The sequence below is a fragment of the Curtobacterium sp. MMLR14_010 genome, from assembly GCF_001865015.1.
Taxonomy (GTDB): Bacteria; Actinomycetota; Actinomycetes; order Actinomycetales; family Microbacteriaceae; genus Curtobacterium.
Genome location: NZ_MJGV01000046.1, coordinates 450,635 through 471,425, shown reverse-complemented (window position 1 = coordinate 471,425; position 20,791 = coordinate 450,635). Strand labels below are relative to the sequence as shown.

The 20,791-nt window shown below is 72.1% G+C and carries 18 protein-coding genes; 6 read left to right on the top strand and 12 right to left on the bottom strand.

Translation table 11 applies throughout. The features are described 5' to 3' along the window. Positions 1 to 72 precede the first annotated feature (72 nt). Positions 73 to 2,007 carry a 1-deoxy-D-xylulose-5-phosphate synthase gene (gene dxs / locus BIU98_RS10795; RefSeq protein WP_071275743.1) on the top strand — a complete coding sequence of 645 codons (1,935 nt, stop codon included), beginning with the start codon at positions 73 to 75 and terminating at the stop codon, positions 2,005 to 2,007. Between the two features lie 138 nt (positions 2,008 to 2,145). Here the strand turns inward: dxs and BIU98_RS10790 are convergent, their stop codons facing one another. From BIU98_RS10790 to BIU98_RS10775, 4 genes are all read right to left on the bottom strand, one after another. Further along, on the bottom strand, positions 2,146 to 4,284 hold the full coding sequence (locus BIU98_RS10790; protein WP_071275741.1) for a 3-hydroxyacyl-CoA dehydrogenase NAD-binding domain-containing protein: 2,139 nt from the start codon (positions 4,282 to 4,284) through the stop codon (positions 2,146 to 2,148). Between the two features lie 2 nt (positions 4,285 to 4,286). Further along, positions 4,287 to 5,498: a thiolase family protein gene (locus BIU98_RS10785; protein WP_071276467.1), complete on the bottom strand. Its 1,212-nt coding sequence runs from the start codon at positions 5,496 to 5,498 to the stop codon at positions 4,287 to 4,289. A 132-nt stretch (positions 5,499 to 5,630) separates the two neighbouring features. Then, complete coding sequence (locus tag BIU98_RS10780) at positions 5,631 to 6,812, bottom strand: HRDC domain-containing protein (protein WP_071276465.1); 1,182 nt, start codon at positions 6,810 to 6,812, stop codon at positions 5,631 to 5,633. Positions 6,813 to 7,131: 319 nt separating this feature from the next. Then, a complete protein-coding gene (locus tag BIU98_RS10775; RefSeq protein ID WP_071275739.1) occupies positions 7,132 to 7,728 on the bottom strand; it encodes a DUF3000 domain-containing protein in 597 nt (198 codons plus the stop codon). A 23-nt stretch (positions 7,729 to 7,751) separates the two neighbouring features. Between BIU98_RS10775 and BIU98_RS10770 the strand changes: the two genes are divergently transcribed. Continuing rightward, positions 7,752 to 8,975 carry a S9 family peptidase gene (locus BIU98_RS10770; RefSeq protein WP_071275737.1) on the top strand — a complete coding sequence of 408 codons (1,224 nt, stop codon included), beginning with the start codon at positions 7,752 to 7,754 and terminating at the stop codon, positions 8,973 to 8,975. Positions 8,976 to 9,053: 78 nt separating this feature from the next. Here BIU98_RS10770 and BIU98_RS10765 read toward each other — a convergent pair whose 3' ends face one another. Beyond that, positions 9,054 to 9,503: a SufE family protein gene (locus tag BIU98_RS10765; protein ID WP_071275735.1), complete on the bottom strand. Its 450-nt coding sequence runs from the start codon at positions 9,501 to 9,503 to the stop codon at positions 9,054 to 9,056. Continuing rightward, on the bottom strand, positions 9,500 to 10,414 hold the full coding sequence (locus tag BIU98_RS10760) for a sulfurtransferase (protein WP_071275733.1): 915 nt from the start codon (positions 10,412 to 10,414) through the stop codon (positions 9,500 to 9,502). Before BIU98_RS10760 ends, BIU98_RS10765 begins: the two co-directional genes overlap by 4 nt. A 130-nt stretch (positions 10,415 to 10,544) precedes the next feature. Here BIU98_RS10760 and zapE point away from each other — a divergent pair, with 130 nt between their 5' ends. The 3 genes from zapE to BIU98_RS10745 all read left to right on the top strand — a co-directional run bounded on the left by zapE (position 10,545) and on the right by BIU98_RS10745 (position 14,160). Next, positions 10,545 to 11,555, top strand: coding sequence for a cell division protein ZapE (zapE, locus tag BIU98_RS10755; RefSeq protein WP_302847965.1), 1,011 nt, complete (start codon positions 10,545 to 10,547; stop codon positions 11,553 to 11,555). 296 nt (positions 11,556 to 11,851) lie between these two features. Continuing rightward, positions 11,852 to 13,126, top strand: a complete 1,275-nt coding sequence (locus BIU98_RS10750; RefSeq protein ID WP_071275729.1) for an ammonium transporter — start codon at positions 11,852 to 11,854, stop codon at positions 13,124 to 13,126. A gap of 380 nt (positions 13,127 to 13,506) precedes the next feature. Then, a complete protein-coding gene (locus BIU98_RS10745; protein ID WP_083393167.1) occupies positions 13,507 to 14,160 on the top strand; it encodes a tyrosine-protein phosphatase in 654 nt (217 codons plus the stop codon). A gap of 74 nt (positions 14,161 to 14,234) precedes the next feature. Here the strand turns inward: BIU98_RS10745 and BIU98_RS10740 are convergent, their stop codons facing one another. After that, a complete protein-coding gene (locus BIU98_RS10740) occupies positions 14,235 to 15,206 on the bottom strand; it encodes an aldo/keto reductase (protein ID WP_071275725.1) in 972 nt (323 codons plus the stop codon). Positions 15,207 to 15,282: 76 nt separating this feature from the next. Between BIU98_RS10740 and BIU98_RS10735 the strand changes: the two genes are divergently transcribed. Continuing rightward, complete coding sequence (locus BIU98_RS10735; protein ID WP_071275723.1) at positions 15,283 to 15,675, top strand: ChaB family protein; 393 nt, start codon at positions 15,283 to 15,285, stop codon at positions 15,673 to 15,675. A 170-nt stretch (positions 15,676 to 15,845) separates the two neighbouring features. Here BIU98_RS10735 and BIU98_RS10730 read toward each other — a convergent pair whose 3' ends face one another. The 5 genes from BIU98_RS10730 to flgK all read right to left on the bottom strand — a co-directional run bounded on the left by BIU98_RS10730 (position 15,846) and on the right by flgK (position 20,791). Further along, entirely contained in the window at positions 15,846 to 16,730 is an 885-nt protein-coding gene (locus tag BIU98_RS10730) for a hypothetical protein (RefSeq protein WP_175481337.1), read from the bottom strand. A 90-nt stretch (positions 16,731 to 16,820) separates the two neighbouring features. After that, entirely contained in the window at positions 16,821 to 17,294 is a 474-nt protein-coding gene (locus BIU98_RS18940) for a hypothetical protein (protein ID WP_139200667.1), read from the bottom strand. Positions 17,295 to 18,066: 772 nt separating this feature from the next. Further along, positions 18,067 to 18,489: a flagellar assembly protein FliW gene (gene fliW, locus BIU98_RS10720; protein WP_071275719.1), complete on the bottom strand. Its 423-nt coding sequence runs from the start codon at positions 18,487 to 18,489 to the stop codon at positions 18,067 to 18,069. After that, on the bottom strand, positions 18,486 to 19,355 hold the full coding sequence (flgL, locus tag BIU98_RS10715) for a flagellar hook-associated protein FlgL (protein WP_175481336.1): 870 nt from the start codon (positions 19,353 to 19,355) through the stop codon (positions 18,486 to 18,488). The genes fliW and flgL overlap by 4 nt, the downstream gene beginning before the upstream one ends. Positions 19,356 to 19,369: 14 nt before the next feature. Continuing rightward, entirely contained in the window at positions 19,370 to 20,791 is a 1,422-nt protein-coding gene (gene flgK, locus BIU98_RS10710; RefSeq protein ID WP_175481335.1) for a flagellar hook-associated protein FlgK, read from the bottom strand.

The following is a 20,791-nucleotide window of genomic DNA, read 5'->3' as shown; positions in this document are numbered from 1 at the left end:
GGCACCGCGCCTCCCGTCCGTTGTCGGTCACCGCGAATAGAGTGGGCCGACAGCCCCACGAAAGGAGCGCCCGTGAGTCTGCTCGCCAGCATCACGTCGCCGCGCGACCTGAAGCGTCTCTCCGACGCCCAGATGACCGACCTCGCCGCGGAGATCCGGCGCTTCCTCGTCGCCGAGGTCGCCAAGACCGGTGGCCACCTCGGACCGAACCTCGGGGTCGTCGAGCTGACGCTCGCGATGCACCGGGTGTTCGACTCGCCGCACGACCCGTTCGTGTTCGACACCGGGCACCAGTCCTACGTGCACAAGATCGTGACGGGGCGGCAGGACTTCTCGCACCTCCGGGAGCGCGGCGGGATCGCCGGGTACCCGCAGCGGAGCGAGTCCGAGCACGACATCGTCGAGTCCTCGCACGCGTCGTCGTCGCTGTCCTGGGCGGACGGGATCTCCCGCGCCTTCCGGCAGACGGGCCAGTCCGACCGCACCGTCGTGGCCGTCGTCGGGGACGGCGCGCTCACGGGCGGCATGACGTGGGAGGCGCTCAACAACATCTCCGACGACAACGACCGCCGACTCGTGATCGTCGTCAACGACAACGGGCGGTCGTACGCCCCGACCATCGGTGGCATGGCCCGCTTCCTCAACTCCGTGCGCACGCGCCGCGAGTACCGGGCGCTCTACGAGAAGAGCCAGGCGGCAGCTGCCCGTTTCGGCGCTCCGGGCCGTGCGGTGTACCGGGGGCTGCGCGGAGGCCTGCACGGCTTCCTGTCGCGCGTCACGAACAACGAGTCGCTCTACTCGAACCTCGACATCAAGTACATCGGGCCGGTCAACGGGCACGACCAGCAGGCGATGGAGGCCGCGCTCCGGCAGGCCAAGGAGTACGGCGCGCCCGTGATCGTGCACGCCATCACCGAGAAGGGCCACGGCTTCGAGCCGGCCCTGCGCGACCAGGCCGACCAGTTCCACGCCGTCGGGCACATCGACCCGGAGACGGGCGAGTCGCTCGACACCGCGTCGGGCCCGTCGTGGACCTCGGTCTTCGCGGCCGAGCTCGCCGCGGTCGGGGACGCTGACCCGCGGGTCGTCGCCATCACGGCAGCGATGCTCCGCCCGACTGGGCTGCACCTGTTCCAGGAGCAGCACCCCGAGCGCGTGTACGACGTCGGGATCGCGGAACAGCACGCCGTCACGTCCGCCGCCGGCCTGGCGTACGGGGGACTGCACCCCGTCGTCGCCCTCTACGCCACGTTCCTCAACCGGGCGTTCGACCAGGTCCTCATGGACGTCGCCCTGCACCGCGCCGGCGTGACGTTCGTGCTCGACCGCGCCGGTGTCACCGGTCCCGACGGCCCGTCGCACCACGGCATGTGGGACCTCGCACTGCTGCAGGTCGTCCCCGGGATCCGCATCGCCGCCCCGCGTGACGCTGCCACCCTGCGCGAGGAGTTCCGCGAGGCTGTTGCCATCGACGACGCCCCGACCGTGCTCCGCTGGTCGAAGGGCCAGGTCGGGCCGGACATCCCCGCGCTGTCGCGGACGGACGACGGCGTCGACGTCCTGCACGCCTCGGACGCGTCCGAGGACGTCCTGTTCGTCGCCGTCGGGTCGATGGTGCCGGTGGCGCTCGAGGCCGCCGGGCTGCTCGAGGCCCAGGGCATCGGCGTCACCGTCGTGGACCCGCGCTGGGTCGTGCCGATCCCGGCCTCGCTCATCGAGCTCTCGCGCTCGCACCGGCTGGTCATCACGATCGAGGACGGCGTCCGCGTCGGTGGCGTCGGCACGCGGCTGCGCCAGGACCTCCGCGCGGCGGGCGTCGACACCGGGGTGAACGAGCTCGGGTTGCCGGACGAGTTCATCGACCACGCCACCCGGTCGCAGGTCCTGGCGGACGCCGGACTCACGGCGCAGGCGATCGCCCGCGACGTCATCGACCAGGTCGTCGGCACGAAGGTGCCCCAGGCGAAGCCGGCCCGCTCGCGGGAGTCAGCGGCGTCGGACCGCTGACGCCGCGGCGCGGTCAGTCATCGCGCGCGGCGGGCTGGCGCCGTGCTGGTTGCGCCCCCGCATGAACATCGCGCCCCGTGGTGACGGGGCGCGATGTTCGTGGCGGGGTGCGATTCGGCGGAGGGGCCGGCACCCCGACTAGCGGGAGGCGGGGCCGACGATGCGCGGGGTGTGGAAACTGCCGCCGAAGACACGCTCGGACGCGCCACTCCGGTCGAGGTACGGGCTGATGCCACCGGCCTGGAACGGGTAACCCGCGCCGAGGATCAGTCCGAGGTCGATCTCCTCGACGTGCTGGACGACGTGGTCCTCGAGCATGCGGTGCACCTCGTCGGCCAGGGCGTCCTCGAAGCGCTGCTGCATGGCGGCCGCGTCGACCCGGGCGGCGTCCTTCTTCGACGGCGCGACGAGCTTGACGGCAGCGGGGTCGTACCCGGTCACCGAGCCCTTCTTGTCGCGCGTCAGGATGGTGCCGTGTTCGGCGATCCGCTTGAGGCCGTCGCCGGGGTAGAAGCGCTCCGGCCACGCGGCGTGGTGCGAGTCGAGCACGTGGGCACCGACGGGCAGGCCGACGAGCTCGAGCAGCTCGAACGGGGACATCGGCAGCCCCAGGGGAGCGGCCCCCTCGGCGACGGTCTCGAAGGAGGTGCCCTCCTCGACGCCGCGCATCGCCTCGCCGAGCACCCGCGCGAGGACCCGGTTGACGACGAAGCCGGGCTGGTCCGCCGTGACGATGGCCGTCTTCTTCAGGGTCTTCGCAACGGCCAATGCGGTGGCGACGGCCTCGTCGGACGTCTGGGACGCCCGCACGACCTCGAGCAGCGGCATGACCGCGACGGGGTTGAAGAAATGGAACCCGACGAGGCGTTCCGGGTTCGTCAGCACCGAGGCCATCTCGTCGACGGACAGCGACGACGTGTTCGTGGCGAGGATCGCGTCGGGGGCGATGACCTGTTCGATCTTCCTGAGCACGTCCTGCTTGACGCTGAGCTCCTCGAACACGGCCTCGATCACCCAGTCGGCGTCGGCGAAGGCGTCGTAGGACACCGAGCCGCTGACGAGCGCCCGGATGCGGTTGGCGTCGTCGGGCGACAGCCGTCCCTTGCCGAGCATCTCGTCGATCGAGGACCGGATGCGGGCGACGCCGGCGTCGACACGCGTCTGGTCGACGTCGGTGATGACGACGGGGACGCCGAGTCGACGGGCGAACAGCAGCGCGAACTGCGACGCCATGAGCCCGGCACCGAGGACACCGACCTTGGTGATCTTCTTGGCCTCGACGCCCTCCGGGGCACCGACCGGACGCTTCGCGCGCTTCTGCACGAGGTCGAACGCGTACATCGACGCGGCGAACTGGTCGCCGGAGAGCAGGTCGGCGAGGGCGTCGTCCTCGCCGGCGAACCGCTCGTCGAGGGACCCGGACTTCGCGGCGGCGACGAGGTCGAGTGCGCGGAACGGGGACTTCGGCACCGAGCCGATCTTCGACGTGACCTGCGAGCGCGCGACCTTCACGACCGTGCCCCACGCGGCCTTCTCGAGCATGCCCGGCTCGTTCTTCCGGACGACCTTGGTGCGACCGGCGATCACACCGTCGGCCCAGGCGACGGCGGACGGCAGGAACGTCACCGACGGGATGAGCGCGTCGCCGATGCCGAGGTCGACGGCGGCTGCACCGTCCATCAGGCGGTTGTTCTTGAGCGGGTTCTCGACGATGACGCGGAGCGCCTTCTCGGGGCCGATCAGGCGGGGGAGCAGGGTGGCGCCGCCCCAGCCGGGGATGATGCCGAGGAAGACCTCGGGCAGGCCGATGCCCTGCGCGGCGGACGAGAACACCCGGTACGTGCAGTGCAGGGCGACCTCGAGGCCACCGCCGAGCGCGATGCCGTTCACGAACGCGAACGAGGGCACGCCCAGGTCGGAGAACTTGCGGAGGGTGGCGTGGCCGAGGGCGGCCAGGTCGTGGGCGACCTCGCGCGAGGGCACCGACGACGCCTGGGACAGGTCGGCCCCGGCGGCGAAGCAGTACTCCTTACCGGTGACGGCGACGGCCTGGACGGTGCCGGCTGCCGCTGCCGCCTGCAACCCGTCGAGCACGTCGGAGAGCTCGCGGAGGGTGCGCGGGCCGAGCGTCGAGGGGCGCTTGTAGTCCTTGCCGTTGTCGAGCGTGATGAGCGCGAGCGTGCCGCCGGAGGGCAGCGCGACGTGCTTGACGTACGAGTGGGTGACGACCTCGTCCGCACTCAGGGCGGTCAGCTGGTCGTTCTCGGCGATGGTCATGGTCAGGCCGCCTTCCGTGCCGCGGACTTGCTGAACGAGGGGTTCTCCCAGATGACGGTGCCGCCCTGGCCGAGCCCGATGCACATCGTGGTGATGCCGTACTTGACGTCGGGACGCTCGGCGAACTGCGCCGCGAGCTGGTTCATCAGGCGGACGCCGCTCGACGCCAGCGGGTGCCCGACGGCGATCGCGCCACCCCAGGCGTTGACGTTCGGGGAGTCCTGCGCGATGCCGTAGTTGTCGAGGAAGGCGAGCACCTGCACGGCGAACGCCTCGTTGATCTCGAACAGGCCGATGTCGTCGATCGACAGGCCGGCCTTCGACAGGGCCTTGTCGGTGGCGGGGACCGGGCCGACGCCCATGACCTCGGGCTCGACGCCGGCGAAGGCGAACGAGACCATGCGCATCTTCGTCGGCAGGCCGTGCTCCGCTGCGCCAGCCGACGACGCGAGCAGGCTCATCGTCGCGCCGTCGTTGAGCCCCGCGGCGTTGCCGGCGGTGACCCGTCCGTGCGGCCGGAACGGCGTCTTCAACGCTGCCAGGGCCTCCAGGGTGGTGCCCGGTCGCGGCGGCTCGTCGGCCGACACGATGTCCCAGCCCGCTCCGGTGTTGACCTCGACCGGGACGACGTCCGGCTGCAGCTTGCCGGCGCCCCAGGCGGCGGCGTAGCGCTGCTGGGACTGCACGGCGAAGGCGTCGGTGCGGTCCTTCGTGATGGCGGGGAAGCGGTCGTGCAGGCGCTCGGCGGTGGCGCCCATGACGAGGGCGTCGCTCGAGACCATGCGCTCCGCGACGAAGCGCGGGTTCGGGTCGGCGTTGAAGCCCATCGGGTGGCGTCCCATGTGCTCGACGCCGCCGGCGATGGCGATGTCGGCAGCGCCGAAGGCGATGGCCCCCGCGAGTGTCGTGACGCTCGTCATGGCACCGGCGCACATGCGGTCGATGGCGTAGCCGGGGACGGACTTCGGCAGCCCGGCGAGCATGCCCACCGTGCGGCCGAGGGTGAGGCCCTGGTCGCCCTGCTGGGTCGTCGCGGCGACGGCGACGTCGTCGACGGCGGCTCCGTCGAGGGAGCTGTTCCGGTCGAGCAGGCCGCGCATCGCGTGCACGGCGAGGTCGTCGGCGCGGGTCCGCCAGAACACCCCCTTCTCCCCGGCGCGTCCGAACGGTGTCCGCACGCCGTCGACGAACACGACGTCTGATGCCTTTGCCAAGCTGGCCTCCACAGATCCACATCGATCGAGTCGGGACTTTCGAGAGCGCCCCGACCCTGGCCGGGGCAGACCCCGGCGACGACCCGACGCTATGCCCCGTGGCTGAGGGGCCGCATGTCGGTTGGTCGGTTCCTACGACGAGGCGGGAGCCGCCCCGCCGTCGTCCTGTCCGGCTGCCACAAACGCCTCGGCGATGCGGGCAGCGGTCTCCTCGACCTGCCAGGGGCGCGCGTCGAGGGCTTCGAGAGCCGCTCCGACACCCGCGGTCGAGACGTCCGCGGGCGGTTCCCACGCCACCGTCCGGAGGGTGTCCGGGGTGAGCAGGTTCTCCAGCGGGATGTCGAGCTCCTCGGCACGCGCGGCGACGGCGGCCCGTGCGGCCTTGTAGCGGCGGTCGGCCTCCGGGTTGCGGTCGGCCCACGCGCGGGGCGGCGGCAGCGTCGGCTCGCCACGGCCGCGGAGCTTCGGCAGGTCCTCGGTCGTGCGCCCGGCCTCGACGGCAGCCCACCAGCGGTCGAGCTCGGAGCGGCTCGCGCGGCCGGTGAAGGCCTTGACCGCCGACAGGTCCTTCCGGGTCTCCGGGGCTGCTGCCGCTGCGGCGACGATGGCCGCGTCCGGGATCGTGCGGCCCGGCGCGATGTCGGTCTCCTGGGCGAAGGCGTCACGCGCTTCCCACAGGGACCGGGCGATCGCGAGGGCACGCTGCCCCCGGAGCGCGTGCATGCCGGACAGGCGGCGCCAGGGCTCGGCTTTCGGCGGCTTCGGGGCGCGGTTCAGCACGGCGTGGAACTCCTGCTGCGCGATCTGCGTCTTGCCGGCCTCGTCGAGCGTCGCGGCGAGGGCGTCGCGGAGGTCGGGGAGCAGTTCGACGTCGAGCGACGCGTACACGAGCCACGACTGCGGCAGCGGACGGGTCGACCAGTCGGCGGCCGAGTGCGCCTTCGCGAGCGTGATCCCGAGCAGCTGCTCGACGACGGCACCGAGGCCGACGCGGGGGAACCCGGCGATGCGGGCGCCGAGCTCGGTGTCGAAGATGCGCGTCGGGACGAGGCCGACCTCGCGGAGGCAGGGGAGGTCCTGCGAGGCGGCGTGGAAGAGCCACTCCTCGTCGACCATCGCGTCCTGGAGCTCGCGAAAGTCCCCGATGGTGATCGGGTCGAACAGGAAGGCACCGGCACCGCGGCGGAACACCTGGATCAGGTAGGCGCGCTGGGAGTACCGGTAGCCGCTGGCGCGCTCGGCGTCGACGGCGACCGGGCCGTGTCCGGCGGCGATGCGCTCGACGGCGGCGAGGTAGTCCTCGCGGGACTCGATGACCTTGACGGCGTCGTGGGTCGCCTCGAAGGACGGGGCGACAGCGGTGGCGGCCGGGGAGGCAGCAGCAGCGGGCGGGGCGACAGCGGCGGCGCCCGGGGAGGCAGCGGCAGCGGCCGGGGAGGCGGCGGCGGCGTCCGCGTCGGCCGGGACGACGGCAGGAGCAGGTTCGACGGGCGCCTCGGTCGGCGCCGCGGCAGGCGGCGTCGCAGCAGCAGGCGCAGCAGCCACGGCAGGCGCAGCGGCAGCCTCCGCCGCCGCCTGCACCGACTCCGGCACGGCGAACGGGTCGATCGGGACGCGGCGGGGAGCAGCGGGGTCAGTCACGGGCGAGCCTCCTGGGGCCGAGGAGCGTCACGCCGTCCGACGACGGCGGGAGTCCTGCGAGCATGGCGACGATCTCCTCCCAGGCCTCGACGTGGGCGACGAGGTCGGTGCCGCGCGGCGTCCACGACGCCCGGAGCTCCAGCTGTGCGCCGTCGCCCTGGTCCGCGAGGTCGCCGTAGCCGCGGGAGATGATTTTGGTTGCGGTGCCCGACGCGTGGTCGTACTCGGCCCCGTGCGCCGCGAGGGCGTCCACGAGCCAGCTCCACGTCACGTCGGCGACGAACTCGTCGACGCCGATCTCCGGCTCGAGGGGCGCCTGCGCGAACGTCACGATGCGGAACGCCCCCGCCCAGCCGGCCGGCTCGGACGGGTCGTACAGCGCGATGAACCGGCCGGTGCCGAGGTCGGAGTCGACCCCGTGCTCCACGCCGGACACGTCCGCTGCCAGGGCGATCGAGAAGGGCGCGAGGCGGGACGGCGACGGGATCTCGGTCACCGTGGTCTCGCTGCGGATCCCACCCGTCGACACGAACGCGCGGAGGCCGTCGAAGGCCTCTGGTTCGGCCGTGGGCTCATGGGTGTCGGACACGATTGCAGACTAGGCTCCGGACCATGTCCCGTTCCGCGCGACCCGCCGTGGAGCCGGCGCAGGGTGCCGTGCGCTCCGCCGGACTCATCGCCCTCGGGACGGGTCTCGCCGCCGCTGCCGTGGGCACCGCCGTTGTCGGGGGCTTCGTCGCCGCGATCGCCCGGATGGTCGTCACGCCGGACCGCAAGCGCACCGAGCGGGTCCCGATCCTCGAAGTCGACCGCATCCACGGCACCGTCACCCTCGAGCGTACGCCCGACACCGAGCTGCAGGGCCGCTACAGCCTGTGGTTCGGCGGCGGCACCGGCCACATGCGGGTCGGCGACGTCCTCGCCACGACCGCCACGACGGTCACGCGGCGCATCATCGCGATCGACGCCGGCGACCCGACCGACGCCCGCCGTGGCCGGTGGGGCGGCTGGTTCTACCTGACCCCCGGCGAGCTCGACGTCCCGGTCGAGGACGTCGACGTCCCGACGCCGAACGGTCCCGCGCCCGCGTGGGTCGTCCGGGCCGACGACCCTGCCGCCCCGTGGGCCGTCCTCGTGCACGGCCGCGGCGTCACCCGCGCCGAGACCATCCGCGCCGTGCCGGTCTTCCGCGCCGCCGGGTACTCGGTGCTCCTCGCCTCGTGGCGGAACGACGGCGTCGCCCCGAGGAGCGTCGACGGCCGCTACGGCCTCGGCTCCACCGAGTGGGAGGACGTCGACTCCGCCCTCCGCTGGGTCGCCGCGCACGGTGCGACGAGCGTGGTGCTGATGGGCTGGTCGATGGGCGGCGCGGTCGTCCTGCAGACCCTGGTGCGGTCGCCGCTGGCGCACCTGGTCGACGGCGTCGTGCTCGAGTCGGCCGTCGTCGACTGGCACGCGGTGCTCAAGTCCCAGAGCCGGGCGATGCGCCTGCCGCGCGTGGTCAGGAAGGTCGCCCAGCGGGTGCTCCGCACGCCGGTGCTGCACCGCCTGGCCGGGCTCGCGCAGCCGGTCGACCTCCGCGAGCTCGACATGGTCGCCCGCGCCGACGAGCTGACCGTGCCGATCCTGCTGCTGCACAGCGACGACGACGGCTTCGTGCCGTCCTCCGCGTCGCACGCCCTGGCCGAGGCACGCCCGGACCTGGTCCGGCTCGAGGTCGCGCACGAGGCCCGGCACACCAAGCTCTGGAACCACGACGCCGACTGGTTCGACGCCCGCATCCTCGCGTGGCTGACCGAGGTGGTCCAGCGGGACGGCGCGGCCAGCGCGCGGTAGACGCGACCGGACGACGGACGGGAGGCTCGGTGCCAGCTGGCACCGAGCCTCCCGTGCATCAGGGGGTCGCCAGCGCGCTCAGGCCAGTGCGCGCACCTGCCGCTGCACGCGGCCGAGCATGCCGACCATCCCGCGGATGCGCAGGGGGCTGACGGCCTCGGACAGCCCGATGGTGAGCGGGTAGTCCGCCGGCACGGCGAGCACCTGGTTGACGGTCAGGCCGGACAGGCCCTGCGCCAGGATCGACGCGAAGCCGCGCGTGGTCGGGGACTCGCGCGGGGCGGTGGCGTGCATGCGGACGACGTCGGGAGCGTCGCCGTCCTCACCGACCGTGACGAGGATGAACACGGGGGACTGGCACTCCTCGACGCGTTCGAGTTCGTCCTCGTGGCCCTGCAGGCGTTCGGGCAGCGCCGGCAGCTCGTTCGAGAACTCGAGGAGCAGCTGCAGGCGGTCGGCCTGGGTCAGCGCGAGGAAGTCGTCGCGGGTCTCGGCGAGGACGGCGGGGAGCTCGGTGGTGTCGCTCATCGGGTCGGCAGCGCTCCGGGCTCGGTGCCCTGCACGATCGGGACGCGGACGGCGCTGCCCCACTCGGTCCAGGAGCCGTCGTAGTTGCGGACGTTCTCGTAGCCGAGCAGGTGCTGCAGGACGAACCAGGTGTGGCTCGAGCGCTCCCCGATGCGGCAGTACGCGATGACCTGGTCGGCGTCACCGATGCCGGCGCCCTCGCGGTAGACGGCGTCGAGCTCGGCCCGGGACTTGAACGTGCCGTCCGGTGCCGCGGCGGTGGCCCAGGGGATGTTCACCGCGGTGGGGATGTGGCCGCCGCGGAGCGCGCCCTCTTCCGGGTAGTCGGGCGCGGTGGTGCGGTCGCCGCTGTACTCGGGGGCGCTGCGCACGTCGATGAGGGGCTCTCCGAGGTGCGCGAGGACGTCCTCCTTGAACGCGCGGACCGGGGCGTCGTCACGCTCGACGACGGGGTACTCGGCCGGGGTCACGGTGGAGCGGTCGGTCGTCACGGGGCGGTCCTCGGCGATCCACTTCGCGCGGCCGCCGTCGAGCAGGCGGACGTCCTGGTGGCCGAAGAGCGTGAAGACCCAGAGGGCGTAGGCGGCCCACCAGTTGTTCTTGTCGCCGTAGATGACGACGGTGGTGTCGCGGCCGATGCCCTTGCCGCCGACGAGCCGGGCGAAGGCCTCGCCGTCGATGTAGTCGCGCTCGACCGGGTCGTTGAGGTCCGTGTGCCAGTCGATCTTCACGGACCCGGGCACGTGGCCGGTCTCGTAGAGCAGGACGTCCTCGTCGGACTCCACCACCACGAGGTCCGCGGTGCCGACGGCTCCGGCGTCGAGCTGGTCCTGCAGCCACGCGGTCGAGACGAGCCGCTCGGGGTGGGCGTAGTCACGGAACGTGTCGGACGGGTCGACCGGTGCGGTCATCGGGGGGCCTCCTTGAGCGTGGTGGCGCCGGACTAGGATCGGTGCTCGGCGTCGGGAGCAACGGTACGCGGACGTACTGTCACCCCGGTGCAACGTGACCTCGCACGACTCCCTTCCCGGAAGGCCCTCCTTGCCACAGCACCTCGTCGACCGTGACCCGCAGGTGTCGCCGCAGCAGATGGCCGCGGCGCTGGTGCCCCCGCCCCAGTTCACGGACGCGTCGTTCGACTCCTACCGCCCGGACACGGACTACCCGTCCCAGGCCGACGTCCGCGACGCCGTCGCCGCGTTCGTCGCCACCCGGCCCGAGCCCGCGAAGCGCGGACTGTTCGGGCGCCGGCGCTCGGCAGCGACGGAGTCGTCGACGACGTCCGGGGTCTACCTCGACGGCGGGTTCGGCGTCGGCAAGACCCACCTGCTCGCCGCGGCGTACCACGCGGAGCCCGGGCGCAAGACCTTCGGCACGTTCATCGAGTACACCGCACTCGTCGGTGCGCTCGGCTTCCAGGGCACGGTGGACCTGCTCCGCGGCACGTCCCTGGTGTGCATCGACGAGTTCGAGCTCGACGACCCGGGCGACACCATGGTGATGACGCGCATGATCCGGGAGCTCAGCGACACCGGCACCCGCTTCGCCGCCACGTCGAACACGCCCCCTGGCGCGCTCGGCGAGGGGCGCTTCGCGGCGCAGGACTTCCTCCGCGAGATCCAGGCGATGTCCGACCGGTTCGACACCATGCGCATCGACGGCCTCGACTACCGTCGGCGGGCCGTCGACGAGTCGGCTCGCGTCGTGTCCGACGTGGCCGCGGAACTGCCTGGAGGCCCTGCTCGCGTCACGCAGGACGACTTCCGGTCCGTCGTGGCCCACCTGGCATCGGTGCACCCCTCGAAGTACGTCGCGCTGGTCGACGGGCTCGACGCCGTCGGGCTGACCGACGTGGCCGAGTTCCGCGACCAGACCGACGCGCTGCGCTGGGTGGCGCTGGTCGACCGGCTGTACGACGGCCAGGTGCGGATCGTCGCCTCGGGGACGCCGCTCGACCAGGTGTACCCCGAGTCGATGCTCGAGGGTGGGTACCGCAAGAAGTACCTGCGTGCCGCGAGCCGCGTGGTCGCGTTGACCCGCGCGCTGGACTGAGCCACCTGCGCGCCGGACGGCTGCGGGGCGGGGTCCGGGGGAGCCTCCAGGCCGGTCTGGTGCCGTTTCCTGCCGGCCGGTGAGCCGTTTCCTGCCTGCCGGTGAGCCGTTTCCTGCCTGCCGGTAACACGACGTTTACACGGCGGCGCATCGCGTTACACCCGCGAAACACGGAGCGTTCCCCCGCGAAACACCACCTCGCCAGACTCGGTCCTACCCGAGGCGGACACGGTCGGTCCCCGTTGCACAGCAAGCACCGCCGCCGTGGAAACCGCACTGCAACCGAGAGGCGAGACATGCTTGATCAGGGCAACACGACGTTCGTGTTGGTGATGGCGGCACTGGTGTTGTTCATGACACCAGGCCTGGCGTTCTTCTACGGCGGACTGGTGAAGGCCAAGTCCGTCATCAGCATGATGATGATGTCGTTCGGGGCGATCGCGCTCGTGAGCGTCCTCTGGGTGCTCTACGGCTACGCGATCGCGTTCGCCAACCCCGGTGACCACACGGCGATCTCTGGCGTCGTCGGGTTCTTCAGCATCGACTGGAACCAGCTCGGCCTCGGCCAGGCGTTCGAGGAGGCCAAGGCCTCGAAGATCGACGCCGCGTACCCCTCGATGGCCTTCGTCGGCTTCCAGGCCACGTTCGCGATCATCACGGTCGCGCTCATCTCCGGTGCGATCGCCGACCGTGCCAAGTTCGGCGCGTGGATGGTCTTCGCCGGCGTCTGGGTCACGGTCGTCTACTTCCCCGTCGCCTCGTGGGTCTTCAACCTCACCTCGGGCTGGGCTGCCACGTGGGGCGTCATCGACTTCGCCGGCGGCACCGCGGTGCACATCAACGCCGGTGCCGCGGGTCTCGCGCTGGCGATCGTCCTCGGCAAGCGCGTCGGGTTCGCCAAGGGCGCGCACAAGCCGCACAACCCGCCCTTCGTCCTCCTCGGTGCCGCGATCCTGTGGTTCGGCTGGTTCGGCTTCAACGCCGGGTCCGAGGGTGCTGCTGACGGCATCGCCTCCATCGCCTGGGTGAACACGCTCGCCGCCCCGGCTGCCGCGATCCTCGGCTGGCTGCTCATCGAGAAGCTCCGCGACGGCAAGGCCACGTCCGTCGGTGCCGCCTCGGGTGCCGTCACCGGCCTCGTCGCGATCACCCCTGCCTGCGCCAACCTGACGCCCGGGTGGGGCATCGTGCTCGGCTTCCTCGCCGGCATCGTCTGCTGCTTCGCGATCGACTGGAAGTACCGCCTCGGCTTCGACGACTCACTCGACGTGGTCGGCGTGCACCTGGTCGGCGGCATCTTCGGCACGCTGTTCCTCGGCTTCTTCGCCAACGACACCGGCCTGATCTACTCCGGCTCGTTCGAGCAGCTCGGCAAGCAGGCCGCTGCCGCCGGTGCCGTCGGTGCGTACTCGTTCGTGCTGGCCTTCATCATCGGCTTCGTCATCGAGAAGACGATCGGCTTCCGCGTGAAGACCGAGGACGAGGTCGCCGGCATCGACACCGCGGTCCACGGCGAAGAGGGCTACGTCCTCTACGACCAGGAGGACAGCACGCCGGTCTCGGTCCGGTAGGTCCGGGTTCCGACGGCCCCTGCGCTCTGGCGTGGGGGCCGTCGGCGTGTGTGGGTGCGCGCGGGTCGGCGCGTGGGGGGTCGTCGCGCGTGGGGGTCGTCGCGCGTGGTGCGAGGTTGACCACTCCGTCCGGGCGCATGAGGTCGCACGGGGCGCGGAAGCGGGCACGGGCTGAGCGAGTGCGCACGGTGCGAGGTCCGCGGGGCGGCGGGCGGCATGCGCGGGCGGCGTGCGCGGGCGGCGGGCGGCGCGGGTTTCGTCGAGCGTGGTGCGAGGTTGACCACTCCGTGCCGGTCCATGCGGTCGCACGGGGCGCGGAAGCGGGCACGGGCTGAGCGAGTGCGCACGGTGCGAGGTGCGGTGCGTGGCAGGGTGGGGGCGTGACGACGTCGTCGAGGGTGCTCAACCTGCGGGAGGTCGGCGGCGCCGGGCTGCAGGACGACCGGCCGCGGACGGTGTACCGCGCGGGTACCGACGCCGGGGTCCCCGCATCGGCCTACCCGTCGGGACTGGTCGCCGTGGTCGACCTCCGGCGCGAGGACGAGGTCCACGCGGTCGTGCACCCACTCGCCACCGAGCCCGGGTACCGGAACGTGCCGCTGTTCGACCCGTCGACGATCGAGTCCGATGCCGGAGCCGTCCAGCTCGAGGACCAGTACGTCGACTGGCTCGACCGGCATGCGTCGGGCATCGCGGCGGCCCTGCGCACGATCGGGTCGGCCGACGGGGACGTGCTCGTGTGCTGCTCGGCGGGGAAGGACCGCACCGGGATCGTCAGCGCACTGCTCGCCCGGCTGTGGGGAGCGTCACCCGCCCGCGTCGGGACCGACTACGCCGCGAGTGGTGCCGCGCTGGTCGACCGCTTCGCCGCCGAACGCGCCGTGAGCACCGACCGCGAGGCGACCGCGATTGCACAGCGCTGCGTGCCCGAGACCATGACGACCGTCATCCGGCACGTCGAGCAGCGGTGGGGGAGCGTCCGCGCGTACCTCCTGGCCATCGGTCTCACCGACGCCGAGGTCGCTGCGCTCTGACGCCTCGGTGACCACATGGCGGAGGCCCGGTGCGCGTCGGACGCGCACCGGGCCTCCAGGCTGGGTTGCTCAGGTCACCAGGCGAAGTCCTCCGGCGACGTCTTGTGGCCGGGGAACAGCTCGTCGAGGCGCGCGAGCGCCGCGTCGTCGAGGCGGATGTCCGTCGCGCGGACGGCCGACTCCCACTGCTCCATCGTGCGCGGACCGGTGATCGGCGCGGTCACGCCGGGCTGGTGCAGGAGCCAGGCCAGCGCGAGCTCGCCCGGGGTGTGGCCGAGTTCCTTGGCGAAGGCCTCGTAGGCGGTGAGCTGGTCGCGGTGGCCCTCGACGTACTCGGCGCTGCGGCCGCTGAGGCGACGTGAACCCTGCTCGGTCTTCTCGATGATGCCGCCGAGCAGGCCGCCCTGCAGCGGGGACCACGGGATCAGGCCGAGGCCGTACTGCCGTGCTGCGGGCAGGACCTCGCGCTCGACGTCCCGGACGACGAGGTTGTAGATCGACTGCTCGCTGACGAGGCCGAGGAAGTTGCGGTGCTTCGCGGCCTCTTGGGCCTGGGCGATGTGCCACCCGGCGAAGTTCGACGATCCGACGTAGAGCACCTTGCCCTGGGCGACGGCGAGTTCCATGGCCTGCCAGATCTCGTCCCAGGGGGTGTCCCGGTCGACGTGGTGCATCTGGAAGAGGTCGATGTGGTCGGTCTGCAGGCGACGGAGGCTGGCGTCCAGCGACTGCCGGATGTTGTACGCCGACAGCTTGCCGCCGTTCGGCCACTGGATCATCTCGCCGTAGACCTTCGTGGCCAGCACGGTCTTCTCGCGGCGGCCACCGCCCTTGGCGAACCAGCGGCCGATGATCTCCTCGGTGGCGCCCTTGCCCACCGAGCCGCCGTAGCCGTTGGCGGTGTCGAAGAAGTTCACGCCGAGCTCGTGGGCCCGGTCCATGATCGCGTGCGAGTCGTCCTCGCTGGTCTCCGGTCCGAAGTTCATGGTGCCGAGCACTGCTCGTGACACCGACAACCCTGTCCGTCCGAGGTGTGTGTAGTCCATGGGTCTGGTCTACCCGCTGCTCTCCGAGGGCTGCCAGGCCCTGGGAGTACCGGTGACAGGACACCGAGGAGGACACATGCCAGCGAAGGACGACATCCCGAGCACTCTGCAGCGGTCGCCGGAGCACGCGCAGGAGGTCTACGCGAAGACGCTCGGCTCTGCGAACGAGACGTACGGCGAGGGGGAGCGGGCGCACCGCACTGCCTTCGCGGCCGTCAAGCACGAGTACGAGAAGGTCGGCGACCACTGGGAGGAGAAGGAGTCCTCCGGGCCGTCGGACTCCGGCGCGGCGGGGACGAGGGGCTCCGGCACGACCGAGGACGGCGTTGACGCCAACGCGTCGAAGGCGCACCTGATGGACGTCTCGAAGCGGCTCGAGATCAGCGGGCGGTCCTCCATGACGAAGGACGAGCTGGTCGAGGCGATCAAGAAGGCGAACGCGCGGGCGACCGCGAAGGCGCGGCGCTGAGGGGGCTCCCGCTCTGCCGGGCTGACGGCGTGGTTCCGCCGGCGCGGCCCGCGAGCCCGCAGGCGCGGTCCCCCGACGTGACTGCCGATCTGGCGGTCGTGCCGGCCTGATTGCGGACGGGAGGCGCGTGGCGGGGTCGCCACGAGCCTCCCGTCCGGTCGGCGGTGGGGTCAGAGCGCGGTGCCGGACCGCCGCTGCTGGTCGTCGCTGTCCTCGGCGTCGTCCTGCTTGCCCTTCCGACGCCACGGGAGGGCGCGGCCGAGCTGCTTCGGGGTCTTCTGGTCGAGGACCATCGGGAACTGCGTCGGCGGGAGTCCGAAGCCCTCGCGCGAGGCCTGGATCACCTTGCGCCCGAGCGCGTGGTTGCCGATCCCGCCGACCGCTGCGCCGATGCCGAAGGGCAGCGCGCGCCCGAGCATCGAGGTGCCCTGCCGGGCCACGAAGCGCTTGATGAACGAGTCGCGGATCTGCTTGCCGATCCCGCTGACCGCCTGCTTGGGCAGCGACGACGTCACCATCTCGCCCCAGAAGGCCGTGCGGACCTGCCCACCGGCTGCCTGGCCGGCGAGCTGCTTGATGAGCTGCGTGCCCGGTGCGCCGAGGATCATCGCCATGACGAGGGTGCGCGAACGCTCCGGGTCGTCGAGGGCGATGCCGTGGACCTCGGTCACGGACTGGGCGAACAGCGCCGTGGTCTCGAGGAAGCCGATGGTCTCCGCGCCGCTGAGGCCGAAGCTCGCGACCATGCCGATGCCGGGTACCACCGCACTCGCACCCACCGCAGCGCCGCCGGTCGTCACCGCCGCGAGGTACTGCCGCTCCAGGATCTGGATGATCTCGGCGGGTGACGCGTTCGGATGACGTCGTCGCACGGCGTTGACGTGCGCGATCACGACGGGGCGCTGGACGTCGATCACGCGGTCGAGCATCTTGGCCCAGCCCTTGGTGGTGGTGGGGACGTCGGGCTTGGGGTTCGTCTGGTCGATCGTCGCGGAGGGCAGGGGGATGATCGCCTGGTCCCGCTGGTCCGACCGGTTGTTCTGCTTCGGGGCCATGCCGCCACGCTACGCCGAGCAGGCGGAGGGCTCGCTGGACGGCGCCGGAACACGCGCTCCACATCGTCGTGCGCGCTCGACTGCGGCTGGTCATCGGCACGGGATGCCCACACGGACGAGGGCTGCCCGGACGGCCTCGAGGTCCATCAGGTCGGCCCAGCTGAAGCGGACGACGAACCTGACCTCGGGGAACGACCGGAGGAAGTCCTCGCGCCGCTTCTCCTGCCAGTGGGCGTCGGCGGTCGTCCTGCCGCCCAGCAGTGCGGGGTCCTCGTACTTGGCGCGGCCGTCGACCTCGACCACGACGCCCTGGTCGGGGAACCAGAAGTCGACGACGACGCGCCGCTCGCCAGGACGGGTGAACTCCTGCTGCTGCACGGGGTCGGGCGCTCCCACCTGGCGGAAGCGCACACGGCCGATCGACTCCGCCGGTGAGCCGGACAGCGGTGACCCCATCGCGACCGCCCGGTCGGCGCGGGCATGCTCCTTCGGATCGACGGCGGACAACTCGTCGACCAGCATCTCCGGCAGGACGAGCCGGCGGCCGAGTGCTGCGTCGATCATGGGCACCGAGGCGATGGCAGGCGCTGTGGCAGCGACGTCGACCAGCGTCCGCACGAGCGAAGTGACCGACGCGCCGCAGAAGGTGGTCGACGAGGTCGGTTCCAGGCCACTCCATCGACTCGACTGCGTCGTGCGACCTCCTGGACGCACGAGCAGGAGCGTCGTCGAGTCCGGAAGCGTACGACGGGGGTCCCTGACCTGCAGGCGACGCGGGGGCGGTTCGACGAAGGGCAGTCCGTGGATCGCCGCCGCGGTCGCGTGCGAGTAGGTCCGCGGAGGACGTATCACCGGCGCTGATGCACGGGCCAGGAGGACGTGGTGCTCTTCCGGGAGGAGCTGACCCAGAGCGTCCACGGGAGCGAACACGCCAGGTCGGACCACGTGGAGTTCGCCGCGTCGGGCACGACGTTGCAGTGCTCGCCGTTCGGCGCTGTCGTGGTCGGCGGTCCGGATGAGCGGCACGGCCAGAACTCGTTCATGCATGGGTCCACGATCGCGTTCCCAAGGCGACTACGAGGCGGTCGTGCCTCATCTGTGGATGACGAGCCGAGCCTCCAGGCTGTGGTGGAGGCGCGCGGCGGGACGGGCGACAACGTCGATGTCGTACGACAGCGAGTTTGTCGCGGACCCGTGGGGGAGCACGCGGTGGGAGCATCGGGCGACAACGTCGATGTCGTACGACAGCGAGTTTGTCGTTCCGAGTCGGGGCCGGGGGGGGGGGGGCTGGGGCCGGGGCCTGGAGAGGCGAGCACCGCGCCCGCCCGCCCCCGCGCTACCCGCGCACGAGCTCGGCGCGGAGCGGCAGGTCCTGTCCGTCGAGGATGAACTGGGCGCCGACACCCGTGCGGGCGTTGACCACCACGGGCGCGAGCAGGTTGACGGTCATGCCAGAACCAGAACCAGAACCAGAACCACCGCCAGAGGCGCCGGCGTTCGCCACCACGAGCAGCATCGCGTCCGCGGCCGAGTCCAGCCCGATGGAGGCGGCCTGCGCGTCCGAGAGCTCCGGCGCGTACGACGGCAGGTGCACCGCGGCGTCGAGCAGGAACAGCCGCGGGTCCTCGACCCCGGTGCCGGTGGTGCCCGAGCCGACCAGCGCGAACAGGCCGTCGGCGTCCGCGACCGGGGACAGGACGAAGGCGGAGAGCGGCTCGAGGCCGAACGGCGCGACGGTGAAGGTGAGGGCGATGTTCATCGGAGGTAGTCCATCAGGGTCGGCTGGAGCACCTTCGCGGTGACCGCGAGTGCTGCCTGGTAGTTGGTCTGCTGGAGCTGCAGGTCGAGGACGGCCTTCGCGAGGTCCTTGTCCTCGATCGACGACCGGCGGGCCTCGAGGTCCACCGAGGAGGACTTCAGCGAGGACTGCGCCGCGATGGCCGCCGCGTGCCGCACGCCGACGTCCGCCTGGGCGCCGCGGACGGTCGTCAGGTGCGCGTCGAGGTCCTTCAGCCGGGGGTTCACGTCCACGCCCTGCTGCAGGTCGTCGACGATCGAGCCGATCGTCGCGAAGACCGAGGTGGCCCCTGACCCGAAGACCTCGGTGCCGTCGGTGTCGACGCGCACGGTGGAGCCGTCGCCGATCCGCCGGTCGACCGGGGCGGTCGAGGACGCCCAGCCGGTGGCGGGGTCGTAGACGGTCGCCGCGGTCGAGGACCCGGCGAAGACCGAGCGCGTGCCGTAGGTGGCGTTCGCACTCGCGGCGAGGTCGGCGGCCAGGCCCTTGAGCTGGGTGGCGATGGCCTCGCGGTCGGCGCTGTTCATCGTGCCGGCGTTCGCGGCCTGCACGGTGAGGTCCCGCACCTTCGAGAGCACGGAGTGGACGTCGCTGAGCGCGCTGTCGGTGTTCGCGAGCCAGCCGGCGGCGTCGTTCGCGTTGCGCGTGTACTGCGCGTTCGCGGCCTGTTCCTTGCGGACCTGCATCGCGGACGCCGTGCCGACGGGGTCGTCGGAGGGTCGGCCGATGGTCTTCAGGGTCGTCGCCTGTTCCGTGAGCTGCGCGAGCTTCGCGGCGCCGGCCTGCAGCCGGTTCGTCGCGGCCGCCATGGACATCTGGGTGGTCACCCGGGTGATCATCGTCATCCCCTCCCGACGAGGCCGACACGGTTGATGAGGGTGTCGAGCATCTCGTCGACGGCCGTCAGGACGCGTGCCGCGCCCTGGTAGGCGTGCTGGTAGGTGAGCAGGGCCACGTTCTCCTCGTCGAGGTCGACGCCGGCACCCGACTGCTGCTGGGTCCGCGCGTTGCCGAGGGCGAGTCCGGTGAGCGTCGCCTCGGACGTGGCCGACCGGGAGGCCGTGCCCACCCCCGACACGAACGTCGCCCAGGTACGGTCGGGTGCGTCCACGGCCGAACCGATCCGGCCGATCGCGTCGGCCACGGAGCCGTCGTGGTCGCCCGCCGCGTTCCGCGTCGCGATGCCGCTGGCGTCGGTGGGGACGACCGTGAGGCCCTGCGCGGCGGGGACGCCGGCGCGGAGCGCGAAGAAGTCGACGCCGGTGGTGCCGGCGGGGGTGCTGCCGGCGTGGTGCGCGGCGTTCACCTTCGTCGCGATCGCGGTGGCGACGGCGTCGTACGCGGCCGAGGCCTGCGCGAGCGCCCCGCCGGTGCCACTGGCGTCCGCCGGTGCGAGGAGCGAGACGTTGCCGGCGATCGACCCGCCGTCGAGGGCGACGGCGGCCCCGGACCCTGAGGTCCACGTCAGCGTGACCGCTGCGACGTCGGCGAGGCGGGCGCCGCCACCGAGGGCGACGGAGCGGGCGTCGGTGCCCTGCACGAGCGGGTTGCCGCCGATGAGCACGTCGACCGTGCCGTCGGCGTTGGTGCGGGTGGTGCCACCGGCGAGCGAGGCGATCTGCTGGGTGAGCTGGTCGCGCTGGTCCATGAGCTCGTTGGCGCTGCCGCCACCGGCGAGCGTCGAGCGGATCCGGTCGTTGAGGCCGGCCACCTGCACCGCGGCGTCGTTCAGCTGCGCGACCTGGCCGGCGACCGTGGCACGGAGGCCGTCCCACTGCGCGCTGACGGCCTTCGAGCCGCTGGCGAGGGTGGTCGCGACGGTGCCGGCCGCGCCGAGGAGGGCACTCGCGGCGCCGGGGTCGTCGGAGTGGGCGGCGAGCTCGCTCCACGCGGACCAGAGGCCGTCGAGCTTCGCCGACAGTCCGTTCGTGCCGGGCTCGTGCAGCCCGTCCTCGAGCTGGTCGAGCGCGCCCGACCTGGCCGTGGCGTAGGCGGAGGACCCGGCGGCGGCGCGGACACCGGCGTCGAGGGTCATCGAGCCGAGGCGGGCGATGCCGTCGACGGAGACGCCCTGTCCGGCGAGGGCCGCGGTGCCGCGCATGAAGCCGGTCTGCACGGTGGGGACGGACGACTGTGTGATGCGCTGCCGCGTGTACCCGGCGGTGCCGGCGTTCGCGATGTTCTGCCCGGTGACGTCGAGGCCGGCGCGGGCGGCGCTCAGCCCGGAGTAGGCGGTCGCGAGGGACCCGAAGGTGCTCACCAT

What these genes read in the sequence shown, in the direction of transcription:
- BIU98_RS10790 (WP_071275741.1), bottom strand. Translation starts at nt 4,284, where the DNA reads ATGACCATCGCCGAGAACGACCAGCTGACCGCCCTGAGTGCGGACGAG.
- BIU98_RS10770 (WP_071275737.1), top strand. Translation starts at nt 7,752, where the DNA reads ATGTCCCGTTCCGCGCGACCCGCCGTGGAGCCGGCGCAGGGTGCCGTG.
- BIU98_RS10765 (WP_071275735.1), bottom strand. Translation starts at nt 9,503, where the DNA reads ATGAGCGACACCACCGAGCTCCCCGCCGTCCTCGCCGAGACCCGCGAC.
- BIU98_RS10760 (WP_071275733.1), bottom strand. Translation starts at nt 10,414, where the DNA reads ATGACCGCACCGGTCGACCCGTCCGACACGTTCCGTGACTACGCCCAC.
- BIU98_RS10750 (WP_071275729.1), top strand. Translation starts at nt 11,852, where the DNA reads ATGCTTGATCAGGGCAACACGACGTTCGTGTTGGTGATGGCGGCACTG.
- BIU98_RS10740 (WP_071275725.1), bottom strand. Translation starts at nt 15,206, where the DNA reads ATGGACTACACACACCTCGGACGGACAGGGTTGTCGGTGTCACGAGCA.
- BIU98_RS10735 (WP_071275723.1), top strand. Translation starts at nt 15,283, where the DNA reads ATGCCAGCGAAGGACGACATCCCGAGCACTCTGCAGCGGTCGCCGGAG.
- BIU98_RS10730 (WP_175481337.1), bottom strand. Translation starts at nt 16,730, where the DNA reads ATGGCCCCGAAGCAGAACAACCGGTCGGACCAGCGGGACCAGGCGATC.
- BIU98_RS18940 (WP_139200667.1), bottom strand. Translation starts at nt 17,294, where the DNA reads ATGATCGACGCAGCACTCGGCCGCCGGCTCGTCCTGCCGGAGATGCTG.
- fliW (WP_071275719.1), bottom strand. Translation starts at nt 18,489, where the DNA reads ATGAACATCGCCCTCACCTTCACCGTCGCGCCGTTCGGCCTCGAGCCG.
- flgK (WP_175481335.1), bottom strand. Translation starts at nt 20,791, where the DNA reads ATGGTGAGCACCTTCGGGTCCCTCGCGACCGCCTACTCCGGGCTGAGC.